Consider the following 18,189-nt stretch of genomic DNA (forward strand, 5'->3'; position numbering starts at 1 on the left):
TCGATCATGAACATCACACTGCCGGGGCGACGAGCACCAGGACTGTCCCTGAGCGACCAACACCCCAGGACGATCACCGCAGATGCCTGGTGATCCAGATGAAGTGAGATGACGGAGATGAAGCTCCTCGTGGTCGGCGCCAACGGCGGCCTGGGCAGGCAGGTGGTCACCCACTCCCTGGAGCACGGACACCAGGTGACCGCACTCGTACGACGGGGTGCAGGGCAGGTGGAGACGCCGGGGCTGCGCATGGTGGAGGGGGCTGTGGGCGATGACCTGGCCGCCGTACGCCGCGCTGTCGACGGGCAGGACGCGATCGTCAGCGCACTGGGCAATCCGCTCTGGCTCAAGGCACGTACCGGCTCCGCGGTGATGGCCCGGGCCACCGCAAATCTGGTGGCCGCCATGCATCTGCATCAGGTACGGCGTATCGCCATGCCACTGGCCTGGGGAAGCGGCGCCTCACGACAGCACACCGCGTGGCCGCTCAAGGTGCTGACCCGGCTGCTCATCCGCCGCGACTACCAGGACTTCGACACCGCGGAGGCGATCCTTGCCGCCTCGGGGCTCGACTTCACCATCGCCTACTTCGGCTCGCTGACCGACCAGCCCGCCTCACGTGCCTGGTCCGCCCACCCCGACGTCAAACCCCCTCGCCCCTGGCGATCAGCCGCGCCGACCTGGCCCAGTGCCTGGTGGACGCCGTCGAATCCCCCAGCCCCACCGCCGACCGCCTCTCGGTCAGCGGCGCGCCGAAAGGATGACGCTCCCATGAACCTCACGGGCAAGACCATTGTGCTGACGGGGGCGAGCTCGGGTCTGGGTGCCGAGGCCGCCCGTCTGCTCAGCGCCCAAGGTGCCATACTGCACCTCGTGGGCCGGGACGAGAAACGTACAAAGGCCATCGGCGAGGAAGTGCACGCGCCCACCTACACGGCCGACTTCACCAGCCTGTCCCAGACCCGCAGTCTGGCCGCGCAGTTGGCCGACGCCGTGCCGGACATCGACGTACTGGCCCTCAACGCCGGTGGCGTCATGCCCCCGCGCCTCACCGACGACGGGATCGACGCCAACTTCCAGGCCAACGCCCTGGCGCCGTGGCTGCTGATGACACAGCTGGCCGGGAAGCTCGGTACCGGCCGCGTACTTCTGACCAACTCCCGGTCCCACGACAACGCCGTCCTTTCCCCGCACAACCTCGCCGCCGCCCTCGCCGGAGAGCCGCGTGTATCGGGTCACCGCACCTACGCCCGGGCCAAGCTCGCCGCCGGAGTGCTGCTACGCGAGTTCCACCGCCGCAACCCGGGCGTGGACGTCGGCGACTTCCACCCCGGCATCATGGCCTCGGACTTCGGCCGGTACATGGGCCGCACCGGCAGCCTCCTGAAGACCGCCGCCCGCCCGTTCATCGGCACCCCTCGCCAAGGCGCCGAACGGCTGGTTGAACTGGCCACCCGCCAACAGGCCCTTGCCGGCGCCTACTTCGTCCACGCCCGCCGCGCCAAGGGTTCTGCCCAGCTCCAGAGCCAGGAGCTCGGCACGGCCCTGTGGGAAGCCGCCAACCGCGCGACCGCATCCGTCTCGAACTCGGCGGAGTAGTGCTTCGTGACTAGTGCTTCATGATCACGACACATCCATGCCCGCAACCGGTGGGAGCGGGTGCTCTGTGCGCGAGCCGTCGAACGCCTGGGTGAGGTCGGGGTGGCCCGGCTGCTGGCGCTGGTTGCTGACCTCCCTCTTGCACGGTTACCAAAGCCCCGGGGACCGCCCCACCGGCGAAGCCGTCGACATCCTCCTCGCCCTCGGCTGGGCGACCGAGACCGACAGCAGCACTCTCGGCCTCACCCCCGCAGGCCGTCGCCACTTGGATCGCGCCGGCAAGGTCATGGACCAGCTTCGGGAGCAGCGTCACGCAGGCATCCCGGACGAGGAATACGTCCAGACCCTCAAGGTCCTCCAGCGCTTCACCCGCAACACCGGCGGCCATGCCTGGCACCACTGATACGTCACCTCCCCTCTGCCGGCAAAGGATCGAATGTGGAGGCCGGCACCTCCAGTCGCCTCCACCCGCTCCAGCACCCGCCCGGCCTGAAGAGCCGTTGGCCGGCGCTCACAGGGCGCCCAGTGCCCGTACGCGATTGTCGACCGCGCGGCGGCTGACGGCTGCTGCGGGGTCGAAGGTGTCGAAGGCGTGGGGTACGGCGGGGTACTGGATGAGCTCGACGGGTACCCCGGCGCGGCTGAGCCGTTGTGCGTAGGCGATGTTCTCATCACGGAAAATGTCGAGCTGGCCTGTTTCGATGTAAGCGGGTGGCAGCGAGCCCAGGTTGTCGGCGCGGGCGGGGGCGGCATAGGCGGGGGTGTCAGGGCCGCCTGCGGCATCACCCAACAGGCAGCGCCAGCCGGTGAGATTGTCCTCTGCGCTCCAGGTTGCTGTGTCGGCGAGGTCGGGCTGGGCGACGATGGTCCGGTCGTCGAGCATGGGGTAGATCAGGATCTGGGCTGCCAGGGCAGGGCCGCGGCGGTCCCGGGAGAGAAGGGCCACGGCGGCTGCGAGGCCACCACCGGCGCTGTCTCCCATGATCGCGATGCGAGCGGGGTCGATGCCGAGGTCGGCGGCGTTCGCCGCGGCCCAGCGCAGAGAGGCGTAGCAGTCCTCTACGGGGACCGGGTGCGGATGCTCGGGGGCGAGGCGGTAGCCGACCGAAAGCAACGCGACGCCGGAGAGGTGTGTATAGATGCGGCACTGTGTGTCGTGGGTGTCAAGGCTGCCGAGGAACATCCCGCCGCCGTGAAGGTAGACGGCCAGTGACGCCCTCTGGGTGTCCTGCCGCTGGTACAGGCGCAAGGGGATCGTAGTCCCGTCGCCGGCCGTGGCCGAGCAGGGTGTGACCGTGACGCCGGGAGGGGCGTTGAGCTCTGCGGCCTGAGCGGCTATTGCCGTGCCGAACACCTCCCGCCGGGTCTGCCAGTCGCCGGGTGCCAGCGGGGGAGCAGCCTCCGCCGCCGCAATAATCGGGGACAGCGCGGCCGCGATCTCGGTGTCCATGGGTACCGTCATTGGTTCCTCTTTCTTCCTGTCACTGCGTAAGCCGCGCCGGAGAAGCGCCGAGCCGCTCGCCGGCTCGCACGCCGCGCGATGGCAGCATCCATGTGGACGATCACCGCTTGCCCGGCCTGCCGGAGCCACGGAGCCGGTGGCCCACCTCTGTCACGCCCGGCGCCGTCAGCCGGATCGTGTCCTGCAAGCGGCTCCGCGTCGCGTTGGCACTCACTGGCGTGACCCTCTTCGTTGAGTTACAGTCTGCCTGAAACGTTCTTTCAGTCAAGCTGTAACTCAGTGGGAGGAGCCGGCATGGCCAGGGATACCTCGGTGCCGATGGGGGTGCGGGCGCAGGAGGTGATGGTCGGGCTGCTGGGCCGCCTGCCGGATCAGATGCGGTCGGCGATGGCGGGACCGGAGATCATCGTGGATGGTGAAACGCTGGCCGTCGATGCCCGCTTGCTGATCCGCTCCCTCGGCGACAAGGAGTCGGCTCTGGTGGTCGAGGACTCACCGGAGGTGTCCCGCGCGGCGCTGGAGCGCAACGCACCGATGCTCCGCGCCGGCCGGCGGCCGACGCGGGCGGTGACGGTGTCCGACGTATGCCTGAAGAGCGGGCAGAACGCTCTGGAAGCAACCTTGTACGAACCCGCGTCCTGCCCCGGAACGTCCGGGGCGCTGGTGTTCTTCCACGGCGGAGGCTGGGTGATCGGCAGCCGCGCCGGATATGACCACGTGGGACGCTTTCTCGCCGAACACTCAGGCCACCGAGTGCTGTCGGTGGACTACCGGCTCGCCCCCGAGGACCCGTTCCCCGCTGCGGTGGACGATGCACTGGCAGCATTCGACGACACCGTTTCGCGGGCAGAGGAATTCAGCATCGACCCGAACCGGATCGTGGTCGGTGGGGACAGCGCGGGGGCCACGCTCGCCGCGGTAACCGCCCGTCGTGCCGCCGGGCGGGGGCACGGCCCCGTCCCGGCGGGGCAGTGGTTGTTGTATCCCGCCACCGACCTGGCCACTCGTCACCCGTCCCGGGACACATACGGCAAGGGATTCCTGCTTACCGACGACGACATCCGCTGGTTCCAGGACCACTACCTTCCCCCTGGAGCGGACCGCACGGATCCGCATGTGTCGGTCGTCTACGGCGAGGTCGCCCCGGACACGCCGCGGGCGCACCTCGTCACGGCGGGATTCGATCCGCTGCGTGATGAGGGCGAGTCCTACGCCGACAAGCTTCGCTCCGCGGGTGTCACGGTCACAGCCGTCCGCGAAGCAGACCTGCCGCACGGCTTCCTGCCGTTCGTCCATCTCGGCCCCCGGTTCAACGAGGCCGTCACCGCAAGTGCTCATGCGCTGCGCCGGATGCTGGGCTGACCGGTTTCCCCTTTAACTCCGGTTACCTCCGGCGCTGTTTCACCGACCGCTCTTCCTGACTATGACTATCCAAAGGACATGTGACATGCACGTACAGATCGCGCTCTACGACGGCTTCGACCCCCTCGATGTCCTTGGACCCTTCGAAGTCTTCCACTCCGCAGGCGAGTTCTCCGGCGGAGCGGTGTCCACCGAGTTCGTCAGTGCCGAAGGCGCACGGGAAGTACCCAGTGGATTCCCGTCGATCAAGCTCACCGCGACCTCCGCCGTGGACGTGAACAAGAAGAGCGTGATCGTCGTCCCCGGCGCCGCGGGAGGCCTCTCGCTGGATCCCGGCGTCGCCGGCGGCATCGGCTGGATTCTCAGCCAGGCGGGGTCCACGGATCTGCCGGGCCGGCTGAGCGAGGCGCTGGCCCGCCCGGACATGACCGTTGCCACCGTCTGCGGGGGTTCCATCCTCCTCGCCCACGCCGGCCTGGCGGACGGCCGTCCGCTGGTCACTCACGAGCGGGGCCAGGACCTCGCCGGAACGAAGGCTGTCCCGGTGGAGGCCCGCATGGTCGACGACGGCAACCTGCTCAGCTGCGGCAATGTCACCTCCGGCATCGACCTCGCCCTGTACCTGGTCGAACGCGAGGTCGGACCCCGCATCGCCCACGCCGTCTCGGGACTCATCAGGCATGAACGGCGCGGCACGGTCTGGAGCGCCACGGGCGCCCCGGTTTCCCTGGCATGACGGCGATTCACTCATTTCCATGTACGTGCCGTGCGCGGGCTTCGGCCCCAGCGCACAGGTGACCGATACGCGCGGCCTGAACGCTGTTCAGGCCGCCCCGGGCAGCGCCGGGGACCTGGTACTCCGATGCAGCCATGCCGTGAACGGCCTGCGCGAACGGGTGGCGCAGTGGTGAGCAGCATAAGCGCGGCTACGACACCGCCTGCACGACAGGAGGACCGAACCGGACTGCTCATCGGTGTGCTCGTGGTGGCAGCATTCGTGATGTTCCTCAACGAGACGGTTTTCAGCGTTGCGTTGCCGGCGCTCACCCGAGACCTGCGCCTGACCACGGCAACCGTGCAGTGGGTGATCAGCGGGTATCTCGTGGCGATGGCGATCGTGCTGCCCGTCACCGGATACCTGCTTGACCGGTTTTCCGTGCGGCGTATCTTCATCGGCTCATTGACCGTCTTCAGCGCGGGAGCGCTGATCGGCGCGCTCGCCCAGGGATTCGGTCTGCTCCTGACCGCACGGATCGTGCAGGCGGGGGGAACCGCGACGATGGTGCCCCTTTTGATGACGTCGGTGATGCGATACGTGCCCGCGCACCGCCGTGGCGCGACCATGGGCGCCACGTCGATCGTCGTCGCCGTCGCACCCGCCCTGGGCCCCGCACTCGGCGGCGCGGTGATCGACAATTTCGGCTGGCGCTGGATCTTCTGGATCACGCTCCCTCTCGCGCTGGCCGCCCTCGCGGTGGGAGCCGTCGTCGTGCGGGCGCCCTCCCCACTGCGCGTCGTATCGCTGGATCTGCCCAGCCTCGCCCTGTCCGTGATCGGGTTCGGTGGGATCCTCTACGGTCTGTCCGCCCTGGGAGAACGACGCACAGCCATACCGTTCGACGTATGGGGGCCGGCGGCAGCCGGAGCAGGCGCGCTGCTGTTCTTCGCGGTGCGGCAACGGAGCCTGCAACGCACCGATCGTGCACTGCTCGACCTTCGCCCGTTGGCACTCCGTCGATTCTCGGTGGCTCTGGTGCTCGCGGCGTTGATGTTCCTGACACTCATCGTGGCTGGTTCCGTGCTGCTACCGCTCTACCTGCAGACAGTGCTGGGCCACACCAGCTTCGCCGCCGGGATGGCACTGTTGCCTGGCGGACTGATGCTCGGCATCCTCGGCCGCCCCGCCGGAACGCTCTATGACCGCGTCGGCGCTCGCTCCGTCGTGGTTCCCGGGGCGATCACGATCGCCACAGCCCTGGCCGCGTTCACAACCTTCGGCAACGGCACCGGTCTGGCCGCGGCGATCGGCGTCCACGTGCTGTTCATGACCGGAGTCGCCTTCCTCATGACGCCGCTGATCACCGAAGCGCTGTCAGCACTGCCGGAGCACCTCTACAGCCATGGCAGCGCCATTCTCAACACCCTGCAACAAGCCGCAGCCGGATTCGGCACCGCCGCATCCGTCACGATCGCCACCCTCGCCTCAGCCGGTACTGCTCCGGACACAACCGGACTGCGAGTCGCCTTCGCATGTACCACGGGCGTCGGCCTGGTACTGGCGGGACTGGCGCCCCTCGCCCGAACGCACAGTGCACACGGGACGGAGGAGACAGAACCCTGAGGACGGGCCCCGCACTGGCCGCGGAAGCCTGCCCCACAGGGGACCGCACCTGCCGTCCGTGTCAATGCCCGCGTCGACCGACCGCTCGCCACCACATGGCGGTGGCGCAGCGCGGGCACGGGCGCGACAGGGCCAGGCCTACGACCGGGGCCGCGATCTACATCGGCACCGGAGGCGCTGCCACCTGCTGACCGCCGCAACCGGACCACCCGTGATCTGGCGTTCCAGCTGTGCCGGTCACCCACCAAGGTGGCACTTTCGCAGTCAGGGGTGATCTTCCGCTTACCGGGACGGGTCAGCGGACGGCGCCGACGAGGCGGCTTGCCGCCCTGCAGGCCGACACCTGCCGACCCTCCTCCCATGATTCCAACGTGATCCTCAACGAGCCGCACGTCTTACCAAAGCGGTCGAAGAAGCAGCGGACCCGCTCCGCCGCCATTGCCCGCCCGGCCTCGCGTCTCGTCGGCTTCAACGGCCGGCGGCGCCCTTTGTGGAACCACGCCTCCGACACGTCGAGTGAAGGCTTAGGGTGAGTCATGACCGTAACGCGTTTGTCTCCTGACGGCATCGACAGGGCCGCCCGGCTCATCGACCCCGCCTTCCTCCACACTCCCCAGTTCTCGGACACCTCGCTCTCCCGCGCACTCGGCCGGGACACCGTGGTCAAGCTGGAGACACTGAACCCGCTCCGGTCCTTCAAGGGCCGCGGAGTGGACCTCTTTCTGCGGCAAGCGGCGGTCGCGCGGCATGTCGTCTGCGCCTCGGCCGGCAACTTCGGCCAGGCCATGGCGTATGTCGGCCGGGCCCGCGATATCCCGGTGACGGTGTTCGCCGCCCATGACGCCAACCCCAACAAGGTGGCACGGATGCGGGAACTGGGCGCCGAAGTCCTGCTGTCGGGCGCCGACTTCGACGCCGCCAAGGACGCGGCCCGGGAGTATGCCGGCACCCGCCCGGAGTGCGTCTTCGTGGAGGACGGCGACGAGCCGCTCATCGCGGAGGGAGCCGGCACCATCGCCGTGGAACTGGCCCCGCTCGTTCTCGACGCGATCGTCGTCCCGGTCGGCAACGGTGCACTCATCAGCGGCATCGGCTGCTGGACGAAGGCCCGCTCACCCCGTACCCGGATCATCGGGGTGTGCGCGGCGGGCGCCCCCGCCATGGCGGCGAGCTGGCGCACCGGCGTGCCCGAGGCCACCGGCCCGGTGGACACCATCGCGGACGGCATCGCCGTACGGGTGCCGGTGCCCGCGGCGGTGGCCTGGATGCGCGAGGTCGTCGACGAGGTCCTCCTCGTCGACGAGGACGACATCCGGCGGGCGCTGCGGTTGGTGCGGGACACCCTGGGCCTGATCCTGGAACCCTCGGGCGCGGTCGGCATCGCCGCCGCACTGCGCCACGACCTCGGTGCGGCTTCCCTGGCCACGATCCTCACCGGCGGCAATTTCTCCCCCGGCCTCCTGCGAGAGCTCGCCCCGGACCCGGCACGCACGGCTTCCCCGGCGGTTCACTAGCCCCCATCACGGTCCACTTCTGCCGCGCCGCCCCAGCCGATCCTGCGCGGCAGCCGCAGGCAGAGGGCGGTTACGGCCACGCCCGCGAGTTGGGCCAGGAGTGGCCAGGCCAGGGCGTCGCGCATGCCCATGTCCGGGACCACGGACAGGACCGGACAGGAACGGGGTGCCCAGGGTGGCCCCGCCCAGGGCGAGGGCCGACTGCTGGGTGGCGATCATCACCACCCGGCCGACTGGCAAGGGAAAACCCCTGGTTCAGAAGCGCCCTCGGCGCGGCCGCTCCGTCCGCCGCCCGCGGCAATACCTCCCTCAGCTCTACGAGCGAATCGTCACGCCCTGGCCCCGCACCCGTGTCGGCTGGCTCAAGACCATCGGCCGCAACATCACCCTCATCCCCAGCGCGGCCTGACCTGCCGACTCGCTCATGAACGTCAACGACCACGAGATGTCGGCTGCTCCGGCGACGCCGGTCTGGCACCGCCGCGGGAGTACATGCCGCGGTATGCCGAAGGGGGCAGTCCGCAGTGCTGGGTGAAGTGTGTGCGGAAGTTGGCTGCCGTGCCGAGACCGCTGAGACGGGCGATCGTGTCGATTGTTGCGTCGCTGCGTTCGAGGAGTTGCTTGGCATGGTCGATCCGCGCCAGTTGGAGCCACTTCATCGGGGGGAGCCCGGTCTCGGCGATGAAGCGGCGGATGAAGGTGCGCTGGGACAGGTGCGCGTGGTCGGCGAGGTCGCGGATCAGGAGAGGTTCGGCCAGGTGCTTCAGCGCCCAGGTGCGGGTGTCGGCAAGGGACGTACCGACGGCGGCGGGGAGATGATGCTCGATGAACTGTGCCTGTCCGCCGACGCGGTGGGGTGCGGCCACCGTGTTGCGCGCGGCCTGGTTGGCGGTGGCCGCTCCGAAGTCCTCGCGGACCAGGTGCAGGCAGAGGTCGATTCCGGCGGAGGTGCCGGCGGCGGTGAGCACGGTCCCCTCGTCGACGAAGAGCACGTTGCGGTCGACGGTGATGTCCGGGTGTTCCCGGGCGAGGCGCTCCGTCTGGATCCAGTGGGTCGTCGCCCTCCGTCCCGTGAGGAGGCCGGACTGGGCGAGTGCGAAGGCGCCCACGCAGAGTGAGACCACCCGCTTGGACCGCTCGTGGCAGGTGCGCAGCGCCTCGGCGACGTCCTCCGGGATGCCGCGTTCGAACGCGTAGGCGGGGACAATGACGGTGTCTGCCGTCGCCAACTCCGTCAGCGAACCGGCCGAGGAGAGTCGCAGTCCGCTGTCCGTGGTGACACCCGCTTCGGTCGGTGTCGCCACGGACACCGAGTAGAGGTCACCCAGGGACTGAAGGATCGTGAGCGGCATACCGAGTTCGAAGGAGAGCACCCCGTCGAGAGCGAGGATCGAGACGCGATGACCTGTCATGTCAAGAACCTATCGCTGAATGGCAGTCCTGCCAGTCGTCGAGCCATGCCAGGGTCAGCCACTGTGGCTGCATGACCATCAGCAACGCATCAGGGCTGTCCCTTCCGGACCTCGCCTCCTCGCCCCTCCGCCAAGCCGTCGTCGAGCATGTCCTTGAGCTCGAGGCCCCCTCCATCGCGCATCACAGCCTCCGCAGCTATGTCTTCGCTCTCAAGGTCGCCGACTTCCGCCGACTGCGCCGGGATGTCGATTACGACGACGACGCGCTGTTCTTCGCGGCGGTGCTGCATGACCTCGGCCTGTCGGACCAGGGCGAGGCCCGGCCGGACCGTTTCGAGGTCGCCGGCGCCGACATGGCCGTGGAACTCCTGGCCCGCCATGGGGTTCCGTCCGAGGTGAGGGACGTCGTCTGGGACGCGATCGCGCTCCACACCAGCCCTGGCATCACACAGCGCCGCAGTATCGTCTGCGACCTCGCAAGCGCCGGCACCGGGGTCGACTTCGGATACGAGTCCGACTTCCTCTCCGACGAGGAGGCCGCTGTGATCAATGAAGCGTTCCCCCGTCTGGACATCAACACGGCCATCGGCCAGTTGATCATCGAACAGGCCGAGCGCAACCGCCCCGTCAAGGCGCCGCATCTGTCGACCGCGGACTACTTCTACCGTTCCGTTCACGGGTTCGACCTGAGCTTCGTGTCCCGGTGGGGCGCGGTCTGAGGTTGCGTGATCGGCAGGGCATCTCCCGGCTCGAAAGAACTCATCGGCCGGGGGATCCCCCCTGCGGCAGATGCCTGGGCGACCGTCGGCCGGCATTGAGCCTTTCCCGGTAATTGGTCGTCGTTCGCTGTGATCGATGGGCTATGCCGCGCCCCCACTGTCTCCAAGCCCGCACAGCCGTAAGGCCCCTGGTAGGAACGGTCTTGTGACATAAAGATCCGACCGAGGGGCCTCACACGCCGACCGGTGTCCCGGCTGCCGGAAGGGCAGTCGTCAGGCGCCCACGAGGCGTCAAGCCCACCACCGCAAGGTAGGAGGGAATCTCCCGGCTTCAGCCGGGAGAGCACTTCAAGAGATGGTGTTGCGGACGTGGTGGGTCAGCTCCACGGCGAGACGGGGACGTGGTGCCCGCTGACGTGTGCCAGCCACGGCCACGTGTCAGCGGGCCGGGGCTGCCATCAGTCTCCGTCCGTCGGCGGCGCGAGGCGTTGGCTGAGTGTGCGGACGGCCTCGGCCAGGCGGGGGTCGGTCGCACGGCGCGGTGGTGAGAGCGGCAGGCCGTCAGGGCCGACGACGAGTCCCGGCCGGCCGGCGAGGGCGGGGTCGGTCGCAGCTGCGACCGACGAGCGGGCGGCCTGCGCCGGTGTCCCGGACGTGGTGCGCTGGAAGGCCTTGTGGACCAGCGGCCAGAAGGGCCGCAGCCAGGGGGCGACGACTCGGGACGAGGACATGGTCCGGGTGGTCATGGTGGTGACCGCGCCGCCGGGATCGGCGGCGAACACGGAGATGCCGTCGCCCTTCAGACGCTGCGCCAGGTCCAGCGTGTAGGCGAGGTTGGCGAGCTTTGCGCGGCCGTACGCGTGGAGGCCGTAGTACCCGCCTTGCTGCTCGGCGGTGTCGATGCGGCCAGTGGGGATGCGGACCGAGCCGGAGGTGACGTTCACGACGCGGCTGGGAGCGCCGGCGCGCAGGGCGGGGAGCAGCAACTCCGTCAGCAGGTAGGGGCTGAGATGGTTGAGCGCGAAGCTCGCCTCGATGCCGTCCGGCGTCACGCGCCGGTCGTCGAACATCGCTCCGACATTGTTGACCAGCACGCTCAGGGCACCGTCCGCCGCCACGCGGTCGGCAAGATCCCGTACCTCCGACAGGGATGTGAGATCGGCGGTGACGAACCGGGCCTCCGTGGCGGTGCCGACGGCGTTGATGCGCTCGACGGCGCTGCCGCCCCGTACCGCATCGCGGCCGACCACGGTCACCGCGTATCCGGCCGCGGCGAGGCCCACCGCGGTCTCCAGACCGATTCCGCCAGTTCCCGCTGTGACGAGCGCGCGCCGGTTCATTGTTCCTCTTTCTCCCTGTCGCTACGACGGGGCACACTCCGGGATGCAACAAGCTGTGCTCGGTGACCTTCTGTGGCACGTCGGGGCCCTCGTGCGATCGGCCCGTGGGAACGGTGCAGCGCATGGTGATGGCGTGTCACATCGTGGTCCTCGCTGTGGTGGACACGGTTGAGTGCCACCTCGCGCGTCGACGCCCCGGGCGCGTGGTTCGGTGCAGGCGGCGTGGCCTGGGCGTGTGGGCATTTACCGACGTGGTTATCTCCTGACGGGTTACAGTCTGCATGAAACTTGGTTGCAGTCAAACTTCAACCTCGGAAAGGGGGAACAAAGTGGTCAGTGGCAGGGCGATGATTGTGGCGGCCAGTCCGATATGGCCCCAAAGTCATAGCTCAGACACCAGCCGCCAGGCAGCGAGTGGGACAGCGTCGGCTCACCGGCACCCTGCTCGCGTTCCTCGACAGGTGGAACTGCATAACGCCACTCAACGAGTTGCCGGTTCGGCGCAACCCGCGGCCACCCCCGCCTACCGATCAGCGGGCAGCCGCAGGGTGAACACCGTCTGCGTGCCGGGCGCGCTCGTCACGGAGACCGTTCCCTTGTGGGCCTCGACGAGCCGCCGGACGATGGACAGGTCGAGGCCGCTGCCTCCGGTGCGCCTGCTGCGGGACTTCTCAGCCCGCCTGATGCCGGTGCCGCTTGCCGTGCCTGGCCGGTTGCCGGATCTGATGCGGTCGGCAATGGCACGACCGGAGGCCGTTGTCGACGGTGAGTCACTCACGTCGACACGCGGCTGCCGATCCGCTCCCTGGAGGCCGCGATTCGGCACTGGTCGTCGACGACCCACCGGAGCTGTACCGCGCGACGCTGGAGCACAATACGCCGAAGCTGCGTGCCGGAAGGCGGCCGACGCGGGCCGTGACGGCGTCCGACATGCCTGAAAAGTGGACCGAACGCCCTGGAGGCAACCTCCTGTGTGCCGGTCTCCCGCCCGGGACATCGGGTGCGTTGCTGTTCCCCCACAACGGAGGCCGGGTGACAGGCAGCCGCAGCGGATACGGCCACGTGGGACGCTTTCTCACCGAGCACTCGGGTCACCGCGTGCTGTCGGTGGACTACCGGCTCGCCCCCGATGCCCCGTTCCCTGCCGGGGCGAACGACGCGCTGTCCGCGTTCGGCAACGCTGTCACACGGCCGAGGAGTTCGGCATCGATCCGCACAGGATCGTGGTCGGCGGCGACAGTGCGGGGCCATGCTCGCCGCCGTGACCGTCCGCCGCGCTGCGGAGCGAGAGAACGGCCCGGTCCCGGCGGGGCAGTGGCTGCTGTATCCCGCGACCGACCTTGCTGCCCGCCATCCGTCCCGGACGCCTGCGGCAAGGTCTTCCCCCTCGCCGACGACGACATCGCAGGGTCCTGTCCGCACGAGCGGCGCCCCCAGGCGTCCTGCGGAGCCTGAGACTCCTTCTTGCTCTGCCCGTCCGGATCTGGTCACAGAGGTCACGTCATCGCTTCGGGGTGCCGTCCGGCGCCGTCCCCCTCGCTGCTGTCCGAGCCTGCGGAAGGCGGGCGGTGAGCAGTGCAACCGCTGCCAGGGTGCAGGCAGCGGCGATGGTGAACCGACGCCGACCCCATACGTAGGCCGACGGGCGGCGTGCGCAATTCGTCATACGACGACTATGAGCGCCCTGTGTTACGACCAGCGCGGCTACGTCTTCCTCGGCACCGCCCAGGCGGCAGCCCCGGTCATCCGGCTTCGCATGTGATCGCCCAGCAGGGCCTGGCCACTCATACGGGACTCTTGCCAACCTTGCTGGTATCGACCGGCATGCGGTCGCTTGAAGAAGTTCACGGAGGCGGATGCCCCTCACCGGTGATGAGGGGTCCGCCGACGGTGCGCCAGTCGACGAGGCCGCGGCTCATGTTGACCGCGTCGAAGCCGTTCTCCACCAGTAGGTTCGCCGCACCGGCGGAGCGGATACCGCCGGTGCAGAAGGTGATGAGCAGGCAGTCGTCGGGCAGCTCCAGGCAGCGTTCGGGCAGCACTTCGAGCGGCATGTGCACGGCACCCGGGATGTGCACACGGTTCCACTCGAACGTGCGGCGGACGTCGACGACGAGCGCGCCGTCCGCGACAAGGCGGACCGCCTCGGCGGCGGTGACGGCCGGCGGCCGTCGGAAATAGTGCCGGAGACTCATGCGCTCCGTGCCTCCCGTCGTACGCGGTCACCGTGAGTGGCCCGCTCGGCACAGGATTGGAGACGATGCCCGCCATGACATGGATGGGCCGTGGCTTCCGCCTGGCACGCCGAGAGCACACACCGGACGCCGCTTCTTCTCCCGCAGAGATCCATCAGAAGGGCCCTGGTGCGGCGAGCAGGAAGGTGGCACCAGTGGGCTGGGGCGGGACGGTCACGGCACCTCACTCGGTCACGAACGTTTCAGTTTGACTGTAACTCATGCGTGGGGTGCCCTTCACTCCCGTCAGCAGACTGCGACGCAATCACGCCTCCCGTGTTTCAGTCTGGCTTGAAACGGTGCGAGGAACCGTCCCTGCCCAAACAGACCCTGCCCCGCTGAACTCACCCGTCTGCCCCAAGTGGTCCGCCCGACGGGCACTGGGATCCCGGCCCGGCGTTCGCACTGTCAGCTGTGTCGGGAACTGGCGGACGCAGAGGGTCGAGCTTGCGCGTCGACGCAGGCGGCGGCACGGGCTTGGTCTCAGCCTCGTGGCCGGTAGCTTCCGTACGGAGGTTGGTGAGGCGTTGATGTACCGCTCACTGTTCCGGCGCTCCGTACTGGGCGGGTCCGACCGGGCAGAGAGCGGTTGTTGGCGCAACGGTGAAGGTGTGCGTGAAGCCTGCGATGCCGAAGTCCACGACCCTGATGGAGCCGTTGGCGGTGAGCATGAAGTAGGAGGGCCTGATGTCGTAGTGGACGACATTCGCCTCGTGTGCGGCGACGAGGGCGGCACAGATCTCCTGGGCAATCTCCTGGGCCCGGTCAAGGTTCAGGGGGCCTTGACAGTGCAGGTAGTGGGCGAGGCTGGTGCCCTCGACGTGCTCCATGACCAGGAATTGCAGGTGGCGGTGCATGCCGCGTGTCAGACGTGGCCACCGCACCACCCGGAGGCTTCAACTCATTCCGGGAGTCCTGCGGTGGCCACCAGCGACGCTGAAGGGAAGCTCAGCGGCTGTCCAGTTGGTTACAGCCCGATCGGGTTGAGGTAGGTGGCCGGGCGGGTGGCGCCGTCCTGCTTGAGGATCTGGCCGCCGAACGGCCACTTCAGGGTGAAGTGCTCCGTCTCGTTCGGCGGGGTGACCAGGAACTTCGCGGGAACGAACTTCTCCTTCTGCGGCGTGGACTTGGCCACCGGGAGCAGGGTGATGCTGAAGTCCACCGTGTCCCCCTGCTCCAGGACCAACTTTCCGGGCGTCTTGGAGGAACGCGCCAGCGACCAGGTGCCGTCGGTCTCCTGAGCGCCGATCATGTCGACACCGGCGAAGCCGGACAGGGTACAGGTGCGCTCGCTCTGGTTGGTGAACCAGATGTACGCCTGGGTCTGCTTCTCGGTCTGCTCCATCTCCGGCTTCGCGTCATCCCCCATGGCGAAGCCGGCCTTCAGGTCAGCGGTGTGGCAGCGGGTCGGCTCGGCCTTGGGGGCGGCCGAGGCCGGGATGGCGGCAGCGGCAGTGCCGGCGACGACGATCGCCGCAAGAGCCACGGCGGTCAGCTTGCTCTTCATGAAGTTTCGGGTTCCCCTCGAATAAGAATCGGCGCACGAGGTCAGTGCGCGCCTACGCACCTGAAGATGTGCAATGTCCGGGGGAGGTTCGGTGTGCCGAAGAACATTTTTCCGTCAGCCCGGCTCCCAACCGCGGCCGCGTACGAGAACTCATGCGGTGCGGGCCGTCGTGGCGTCGTGGGGACGCCGTCGGCTCAGGCGGGTATCCCATCGGTAGGTCGTCCAGGCCTGGCGTAGCAGTCTGCGGATAACGGTGACCGCACTGGCCAACGCCATCCACGCGTCCTGCACCACCGCGCGCCGGTCGATCACGATCGCGAAAGCCTTGAACTCCCGGTTGTTGAGCCAGGAGTTGGTCCGCTCGATCACCCACCGGTGGGTGTAATTCATCGGTACGAACTGCCCCTTCGGGGTGATCCGCCCAGTGCAGCCCAGTTCTTCCAGCAGCGCCCGGTTGGGCTGTGAGTCGTAGTCGGCGTCCAGGTGCACCGTGATCGCCGGTGGCAGACGGAACCCGAACAGGCGCAGGGGCTCCAGGGTGGGGCGCAGTAGCGGTGAGTCGTTGCGGTTCGCGCCGGCCAGTACCCACCCCGGTGGCAAGCCTCCACCGTCGACCGGTACCGAGCGCTTCAGACCGCTCTTGCCTCGGTCCACCGGGCTGTTCCCGGTGTTCTGGCCGCTGCCAGGGGCTTTCACCAGGCAACCGTCCACCACGAGGTTCTCGAGGTCCAGGCCGATGGCCTCGTCGTAGGCCCAGGGCAGGACGGGCACGTGACCTTCGCTCGGCTGTAGAGGGCGTTGACCAGCAATCCCCGCCGGGGTGTGCCGCCTCAGCAGTCGGGGCGGCAGACCCCGGGCGGGGCGAAGGTCACCCGGTCTGTTTCTGCATGTCCGCTGCGGGAGCGGGGGCGGGCATGCGCCAGGCCACGACCACACCGGTCACGAGGCCGTCGAGGCCGGCCGTGGAGCCTGCCTCTGGAGGACCGCATCCTGCTGGTAGCGGCGTACTGGAGAACCAACCTGCGGCAGGTTCGGCAGGTCGATCGGTCCTGGACCATCCCCGCTCGCGCGAGGAGCAGGCCACGCGCGGCACGCGGGATCATCCCCGCGTCCGCGAGGAGCAGGCCACGCGCGGCACGCGGGATCATCCCCGCGTCCGCGAGGAGCACTCGATCTTCTTCAGGTCGATGATGACCAGGACGGGACCATCCCCGCAGGCACGGGGATGGTTCCCAAACCTTGGCGGGGCGCTTCGGTGGCTGCCTGGAACCGAGCGGGCCTATCGGTGCTGGGTCGGTGGCACGATGGATGAACAGGGCTTCCGTGCTGAGGAGTTGGGGGTCTCGTTGCAGGGGATACGAGGTGTGTTCAGACGGCGGTGTTGGGGGGTGCGGAGTCGGAGGTGCCGCTGCTGTTGCCGTTGGAGGCGATCGAGGTGGATGTCTTCCCGCAGCGGCACCGGGGGTTACGTTCTGGTGCGGGCTGTTGTCGGGCGGCTGCGGCGGGCAGTTGACGACGAAGATGTACACCGTCCTGCTCTGAACTACAGGCGGCAGCGCGTCAGCGGCTGTCGGCAAACCAGTGGCGTCTCCATGGATTCTCTGCACTTGTCGAGCGAGTGGCGGTGAATCCGTTGGATCTTGCCGGCTGAGCGTGACCGCCTTCGCGGCGCGCCCCAGAGCCTCCGCAAAAACCTGTTGGCGGACCACGGCGACCGCTGCTACGTTTCCGGAGGCCGTGCGAGAGAACGAGGAGGTGGTACCCGTGAACGTATCGACATGGGTGCTCCCCTCCGGGGTCATGGTCGGGCGATAGGTCGTCCGGGAGCGCCGTTCAAGAGCACTCCCGAAAGGCACGACCATGCAATTCACTTCCGAACAGCGCCTCGACGACAGCGTCCTCGAACGCGAATTCACCCTCGGCGAGATTCCCGGCACCCTCTGGACGCCCGGATCCGCCGCACCGGCCCCGCTGATCCTGATGGCCCACAACAACGGCCTGCCCAAGAGGGAACCCCGGCTGGTGTCCCGGGCCCGGCAGTCCGCGGCGTACGGCTACGCGGTGGCCGCCATCGACGCCCCCGGGTGCGGTGACCGGCCCCGTTCCGCCGCCGACGAGCAGGCCCGGGCCGACCTCCGCCGGGCGATGCAGGCCGGCGAGCCGGTCGACGAGATCTTCGAGTCCTTCATCGGCCCGCTGGTCGAAAAGGCGGTCCCGGAATGGCGGACCACCCTGGACGCCCTCATGTCGCTGCCCGAGATCGGCGGCGGGGTCGGTTACTCGGGGTGGACCGCCGTCGGCATTCGGCTGGCGGTGGCCGAGCCGCGCATCGCGGCCGCCGGTTTCTTCGCCGGGGGTTACGTGCCCCGCGCCCAGCGCGAGGAGGCCCGGCGGGTCACCATCCCGCTGCTGTTCCTGCTGCAGTGGGACGACGAAGGGAACCCCCGGCAGCGGGCCCTGGACCTGTTCGACGCCTTCGGCACCAAGGAGAAGACGCTGCACGCCAATATGGGCGGGCACACCGGCACCCCGTGGTTCGAGGTGGAGGACGGGGACCGGTTCTTCGGCCGGCACCTGAAGTGAGGCTGAGCCGTCAGGCCGGCAGCAGACGCTAGGCGGTGCAGGCCAGGATGCCGCTTGTCGAGGACAGGTCCCGGCCCTCCTCGATGTGGCGGCCGGCAGATGCACAACCGCCCCGG

At 68.7% G+C, this 18,189-nt stretch carries 17 protein-coding genes and 2 pseudogenes; 10 read left to right on the forward strand and 9 right to left on the reverse strand.

Features of this window, described 5'->3' with window-relative positions:
* Nucleotides 1–108 precede the first annotated feature (108 nt).
* Nucleotides 109–1,599, forward strand: coding sequence for an SDR family NAD(P)-dependent oxidoreductase (locus E0500_RS42250; RefSeq protein ID WP_181587430.1), 1,491 nt, complete (start codon nt 109–111; stop codon nt 1,597–1,599).
* Nucleotides 1,600–1,666: 67 nt separating this feature from the next.
* Nucleotides 1,667–2,002, forward strand: coding sequence for a hypothetical protein (locus tag E0500_RS42255; RefSeq protein WP_131559469.1), 336 nt, complete (start codon nt 1,667–1,669; stop codon nt 2,000–2,002).
* A gap of 108 nt (nt 2,003–2,110) precedes the next feature.
* On the opposite strand, the gene E0500_RS42260 is transcribed toward E0500_RS42255, so the two are convergent.
* Nucleotides 2,111–3,061, reverse strand: coding sequence for an alpha/beta hydrolase (locus E0500_RS42260; protein WP_131559467.1), 951 nt, complete (start codon nt 3,059–3,061; stop codon nt 2,111–2,113).
* A gap of 294 nt (nt 3,062–3,355) precedes the next feature.
* Between E0500_RS42260 and E0500_RS42265 the strand changes: the two genes are divergently transcribed.
* From E0500_RS42265 to E0500_RS42280, 4 genes are all read left to right on the forward strand, one after another.
* Nucleotides 3,356–4,423, forward strand: a complete 1,068-nt coding sequence (locus tag E0500_RS42265; protein ID WP_131559465.1) for an alpha/beta hydrolase — start codon at nt 3,356–3,358, stop codon at nt 4,421–4,423.
* An 85-nt stretch (nt 4,424–4,508) separates the two neighbouring features.
* Entirely contained in the window at nt 4,509–5,159 is a 651-nt protein-coding gene (locus tag E0500_RS42270) for a DJ-1/PfpI family protein (RefSeq protein ID WP_131559463.1), read from the forward strand.
* A 126-nt stretch (nt 5,160–5,285) separates the two neighbouring features.
* Complete coding sequence (locus E0500_RS42275) at nt 5,286–6,764, forward strand: DHA2 family efflux MFS transporter permease subunit (protein ID WP_131559461.1); 1,479 nt, start codon at nt 5,286–5,288, stop codon at nt 6,762–6,764.
* A gap of 536 nt (nt 6,765–7,300) precedes the next feature.
* Nucleotides 7,301–8,278 (forward strand): threonine/serine dehydratase, encoded by a 978-nt coding sequence (locus E0500_RS42280; RefSeq protein WP_131559459.1) that lies wholly within the window; start codon nt 7,301–7,303, stop codon nt 8,276–8,278.
* Here the strand turns inward: E0500_RS42280 and E0500_RS42285 are convergent.
* Nucleotides 8,275–8,512, reverse strand: a pseudogene (locus E0500_RS42285) (hypothetical protein); the annotation flags it as partial. The gene E0500_RS42280 and the pseudogene E0500_RS42285 sit on opposite strands and share 4 nt — an antisense overlap.
* On the opposite strand from E0500_RS42285, the gene E0500_RS42290 reads away from it, so the two are divergent.
* Nucleotides 8,487–8,687 (forward strand): hypothetical protein, encoded by a 201-nt coding sequence (locus tag E0500_RS42290; protein WP_165934861.1) that lies wholly within the window; start codon nt 8,487–8,489, stop codon nt 8,685–8,687. The pseudogene E0500_RS42285 and the gene E0500_RS42290 sit on opposite strands and share 26 nt — an antisense overlap.
* 22 nt (nt 8,688–8,709) lie before the next feature.
* Here the strand turns inward: E0500_RS42290 and E0500_RS42295 are convergent, their stop codons facing one another.
* A complete protein-coding gene (locus E0500_RS42295; protein WP_131559457.1) occupies nt 8,710–9,690 on the reverse strand; it encodes a GlxA family transcriptional regulator in 981 nt (326 codons plus the stop codon).
* Nucleotides 9,691–9,761: 71 nt separating this feature from the next.
* Here E0500_RS42295 and E0500_RS42300 point away from each other — a divergent pair, with 71 nt between their 5' ends.
* Nucleotides 9,762–10,409 (forward strand): HD domain-containing protein, encoded by a 648-nt coding sequence (locus E0500_RS42300; RefSeq protein WP_131559455.1) that lies wholly within the window; start codon nt 9,762–9,764, stop codon nt 10,407–10,409.
* Nucleotides 10,410–10,867: 458 nt separating this feature from the next.
* On the opposite strand, the gene E0500_RS42305 is transcribed toward E0500_RS42300, so the two are convergent.
* Nucleotides 10,868–11,749 (reverse strand): SDR family NAD(P)-dependent oxidoreductase, encoded by an 882-nt coding sequence (locus tag E0500_RS42305; protein WP_131559453.1) that lies wholly within the window; start codon nt 11,747–11,749, stop codon nt 10,868–10,870.
* 523 nt (nt 11,750–12,272) lie between these two features.
* The gene (locus E0500_RS45675; RefSeq protein ID WP_399120970.1) at nt 12,273–12,527 is read right to left on the reverse strand and encodes an ATP-binding protein; all 255 of its coding nucleotides are present in this window, start codon (nt 12,525–12,527) and stop codon (nt 12,273–12,275) included.
* A 152-nt stretch (nt 12,528–12,679) separates the two neighbouring features.
* Between E0500_RS45675 and E0500_RS45680 the strand changes: the two genes are divergently transcribed.
* A complete protein-coding gene (locus E0500_RS45680) occupies nt 12,680–13,204 on the forward strand; it encodes an alpha/beta hydrolase (RefSeq protein ID WP_399120972.1) in 525 nt (174 codons plus the stop codon).
* A gap of 389 nt (nt 13,205–13,593) precedes the next feature.
* Here the strand turns inward: E0500_RS45680 and E0500_RS42320 are convergent, their stop codons facing one another.
* The 4 genes and pseudogenes from E0500_RS42320 to E0500_RS42335 form a co-directional block, all read right to left on the reverse strand.
* The gene (locus E0500_RS42320) at nt 13,594–13,944 is read right to left on the reverse strand and encodes a rhodanese-like domain-containing protein (RefSeq protein ID WP_131559452.1); all 351 of its coding nucleotides are present in this window, start codon (nt 13,942–13,944) and stop codon (nt 13,594–13,596) included.
* Nucleotides 13,945–14,522: 578 nt separating this feature from the next.
* Nucleotides 14,523–14,840, reverse strand: a complete 318-nt coding sequence (locus E0500_RS42325; protein WP_131559450.1) for a protein kinase domain-containing protein — start codon at nt 14,838–14,840, stop codon at nt 14,523–14,525.
* A 110-nt stretch (nt 14,841–14,950) separates the two neighbouring features.
* Complete coding sequence (locus tag E0500_RS42330) at nt 14,951–15,490, reverse strand: DUF4232 domain-containing protein (RefSeq protein ID WP_131559448.1); 540 nt, start codon at nt 15,488–15,490, stop codon at nt 14,951–14,953.
* Between the two features lie 150 nt (nt 15,491–15,640).
* Nucleotides 15,641–16,240: pseudogene (locus E0500_RS42335) on the reverse strand (transposase); the annotation flags it as partial.
* A gap of 1,110 nt (nt 16,241–17,350) precedes the next feature.
* Here E0500_RS42335 and E0500_RS42345 point away from each other — a divergent pair.
* The gene (locus E0500_RS42345; RefSeq protein WP_131559444.1) at nt 17,351–18,073 is read left to right on the forward strand and encodes a dienelactone hydrolase family protein; all 723 of its coding nucleotides are present in this window, start codon (nt 17,351–17,353) and stop codon (nt 18,071–18,073) included.
* Nucleotides 18,074–18,189: the final 116 nt, after the last annotated feature.

The sequence above is a fragment of the Streptomyces sp. KM273126 genome (assembly GCF_004337435.2).
Classification (GTDB): domain Bacteria; phylum Actinomycetota; class Actinomycetes; order Streptomycetales; family Streptomycetaceae; genus Streptomyces; species Streptomyces acidicola.

Coding starts and splice junctions, on each gene's coding strand:
- E0500_RS42265 (WP_131559465.1), top strand. CDS start 3,356: ATGGCCAGGGATACCTCGGTGCCGATGGGGGTGCGGGCGCAGGAGGTG.
- E0500_RS42260 (WP_131559467.1), bottom strand. CDS start 3,061: ATGACGGTACCCATGGACACCGAGATCGCGGCCGCGCTGTCCCCGATT.
- E0500_RS42295 (WP_131559457.1), bottom strand. CDS start 9,690: ATGACAGGTCATCGCGTCTCGATCCTCGCTCTCGACGGGGTGCTCTCC.
- E0500_RS42345 (WP_131559444.1), top strand. CDS start 17,351: ATGCAATTCACTTCCGAACAGCGCCTCGACGACAGCGTCCTCGAACGC.
- E0500_RS42330 (WP_131559448.1), bottom strand. CDS start 15,490: ATGAAGAGCAAGCTGACCGCCGTGGCTCTTGCGGCGATCGTCGTCGCC.
- E0500_RS45680 (WP_399120972.1), top strand. CDS start 12,680: ATGCCTGAAAAGTGGACCGAACGCCCTGGAGGCAACCTCCTGTGTGCC.
- E0500_RS42270 (WP_131559463.1), top strand. CDS start 4,509: ATGCACGTACAGATCGCGCTCTACGACGGCTTCGACCCCCTCGATGTC.
- E0500_RS42280 (WP_131559459.1), top strand. CDS start 7,301: ATGACCGTAACGCGTTTGTCTCCTGACGGCATCGACAGGGCCGCCCGG.
- E0500_RS42300 (WP_131559455.1), top strand. CDS start 9,762: ATGACCATCAGCAACGCATCAGGGCTGTCCCTTCCGGACCTCGCCTCC.
- E0500_RS42320 (WP_131559452.1), bottom strand. CDS start 13,944: ATGAGTCTCCGGCACTATTTCCGACGGCCGCCGGCCGTCACCGCCGCC.
- E0500_RS42250 (WP_181587430.1), top strand. CDS start 109: ATGACGGAGATGAAGCTCCTCGTGGTCGGCGCCAACGGCGGCCTGGGC.
- E0500_RS42305 (WP_131559453.1), bottom strand. CDS start 11,749: ATGAACCGGCGCGCGCTCGTCACAGCGGGAACTGGCGGAATCGGTCTG.
- E0500_RS42325 (WP_131559450.1), bottom strand. CDS start 14,840: ATGCACCGCCACCTGCAATTCCTGGTCATGGAGCACGTCGAGGGCACC.
- E0500_RS42275 (WP_131559461.1), top strand. CDS start 5,286: ATGCAGCCATGCCGTGAACGGCCTGCGCGAACGGGTGGCGCAGTGGTG.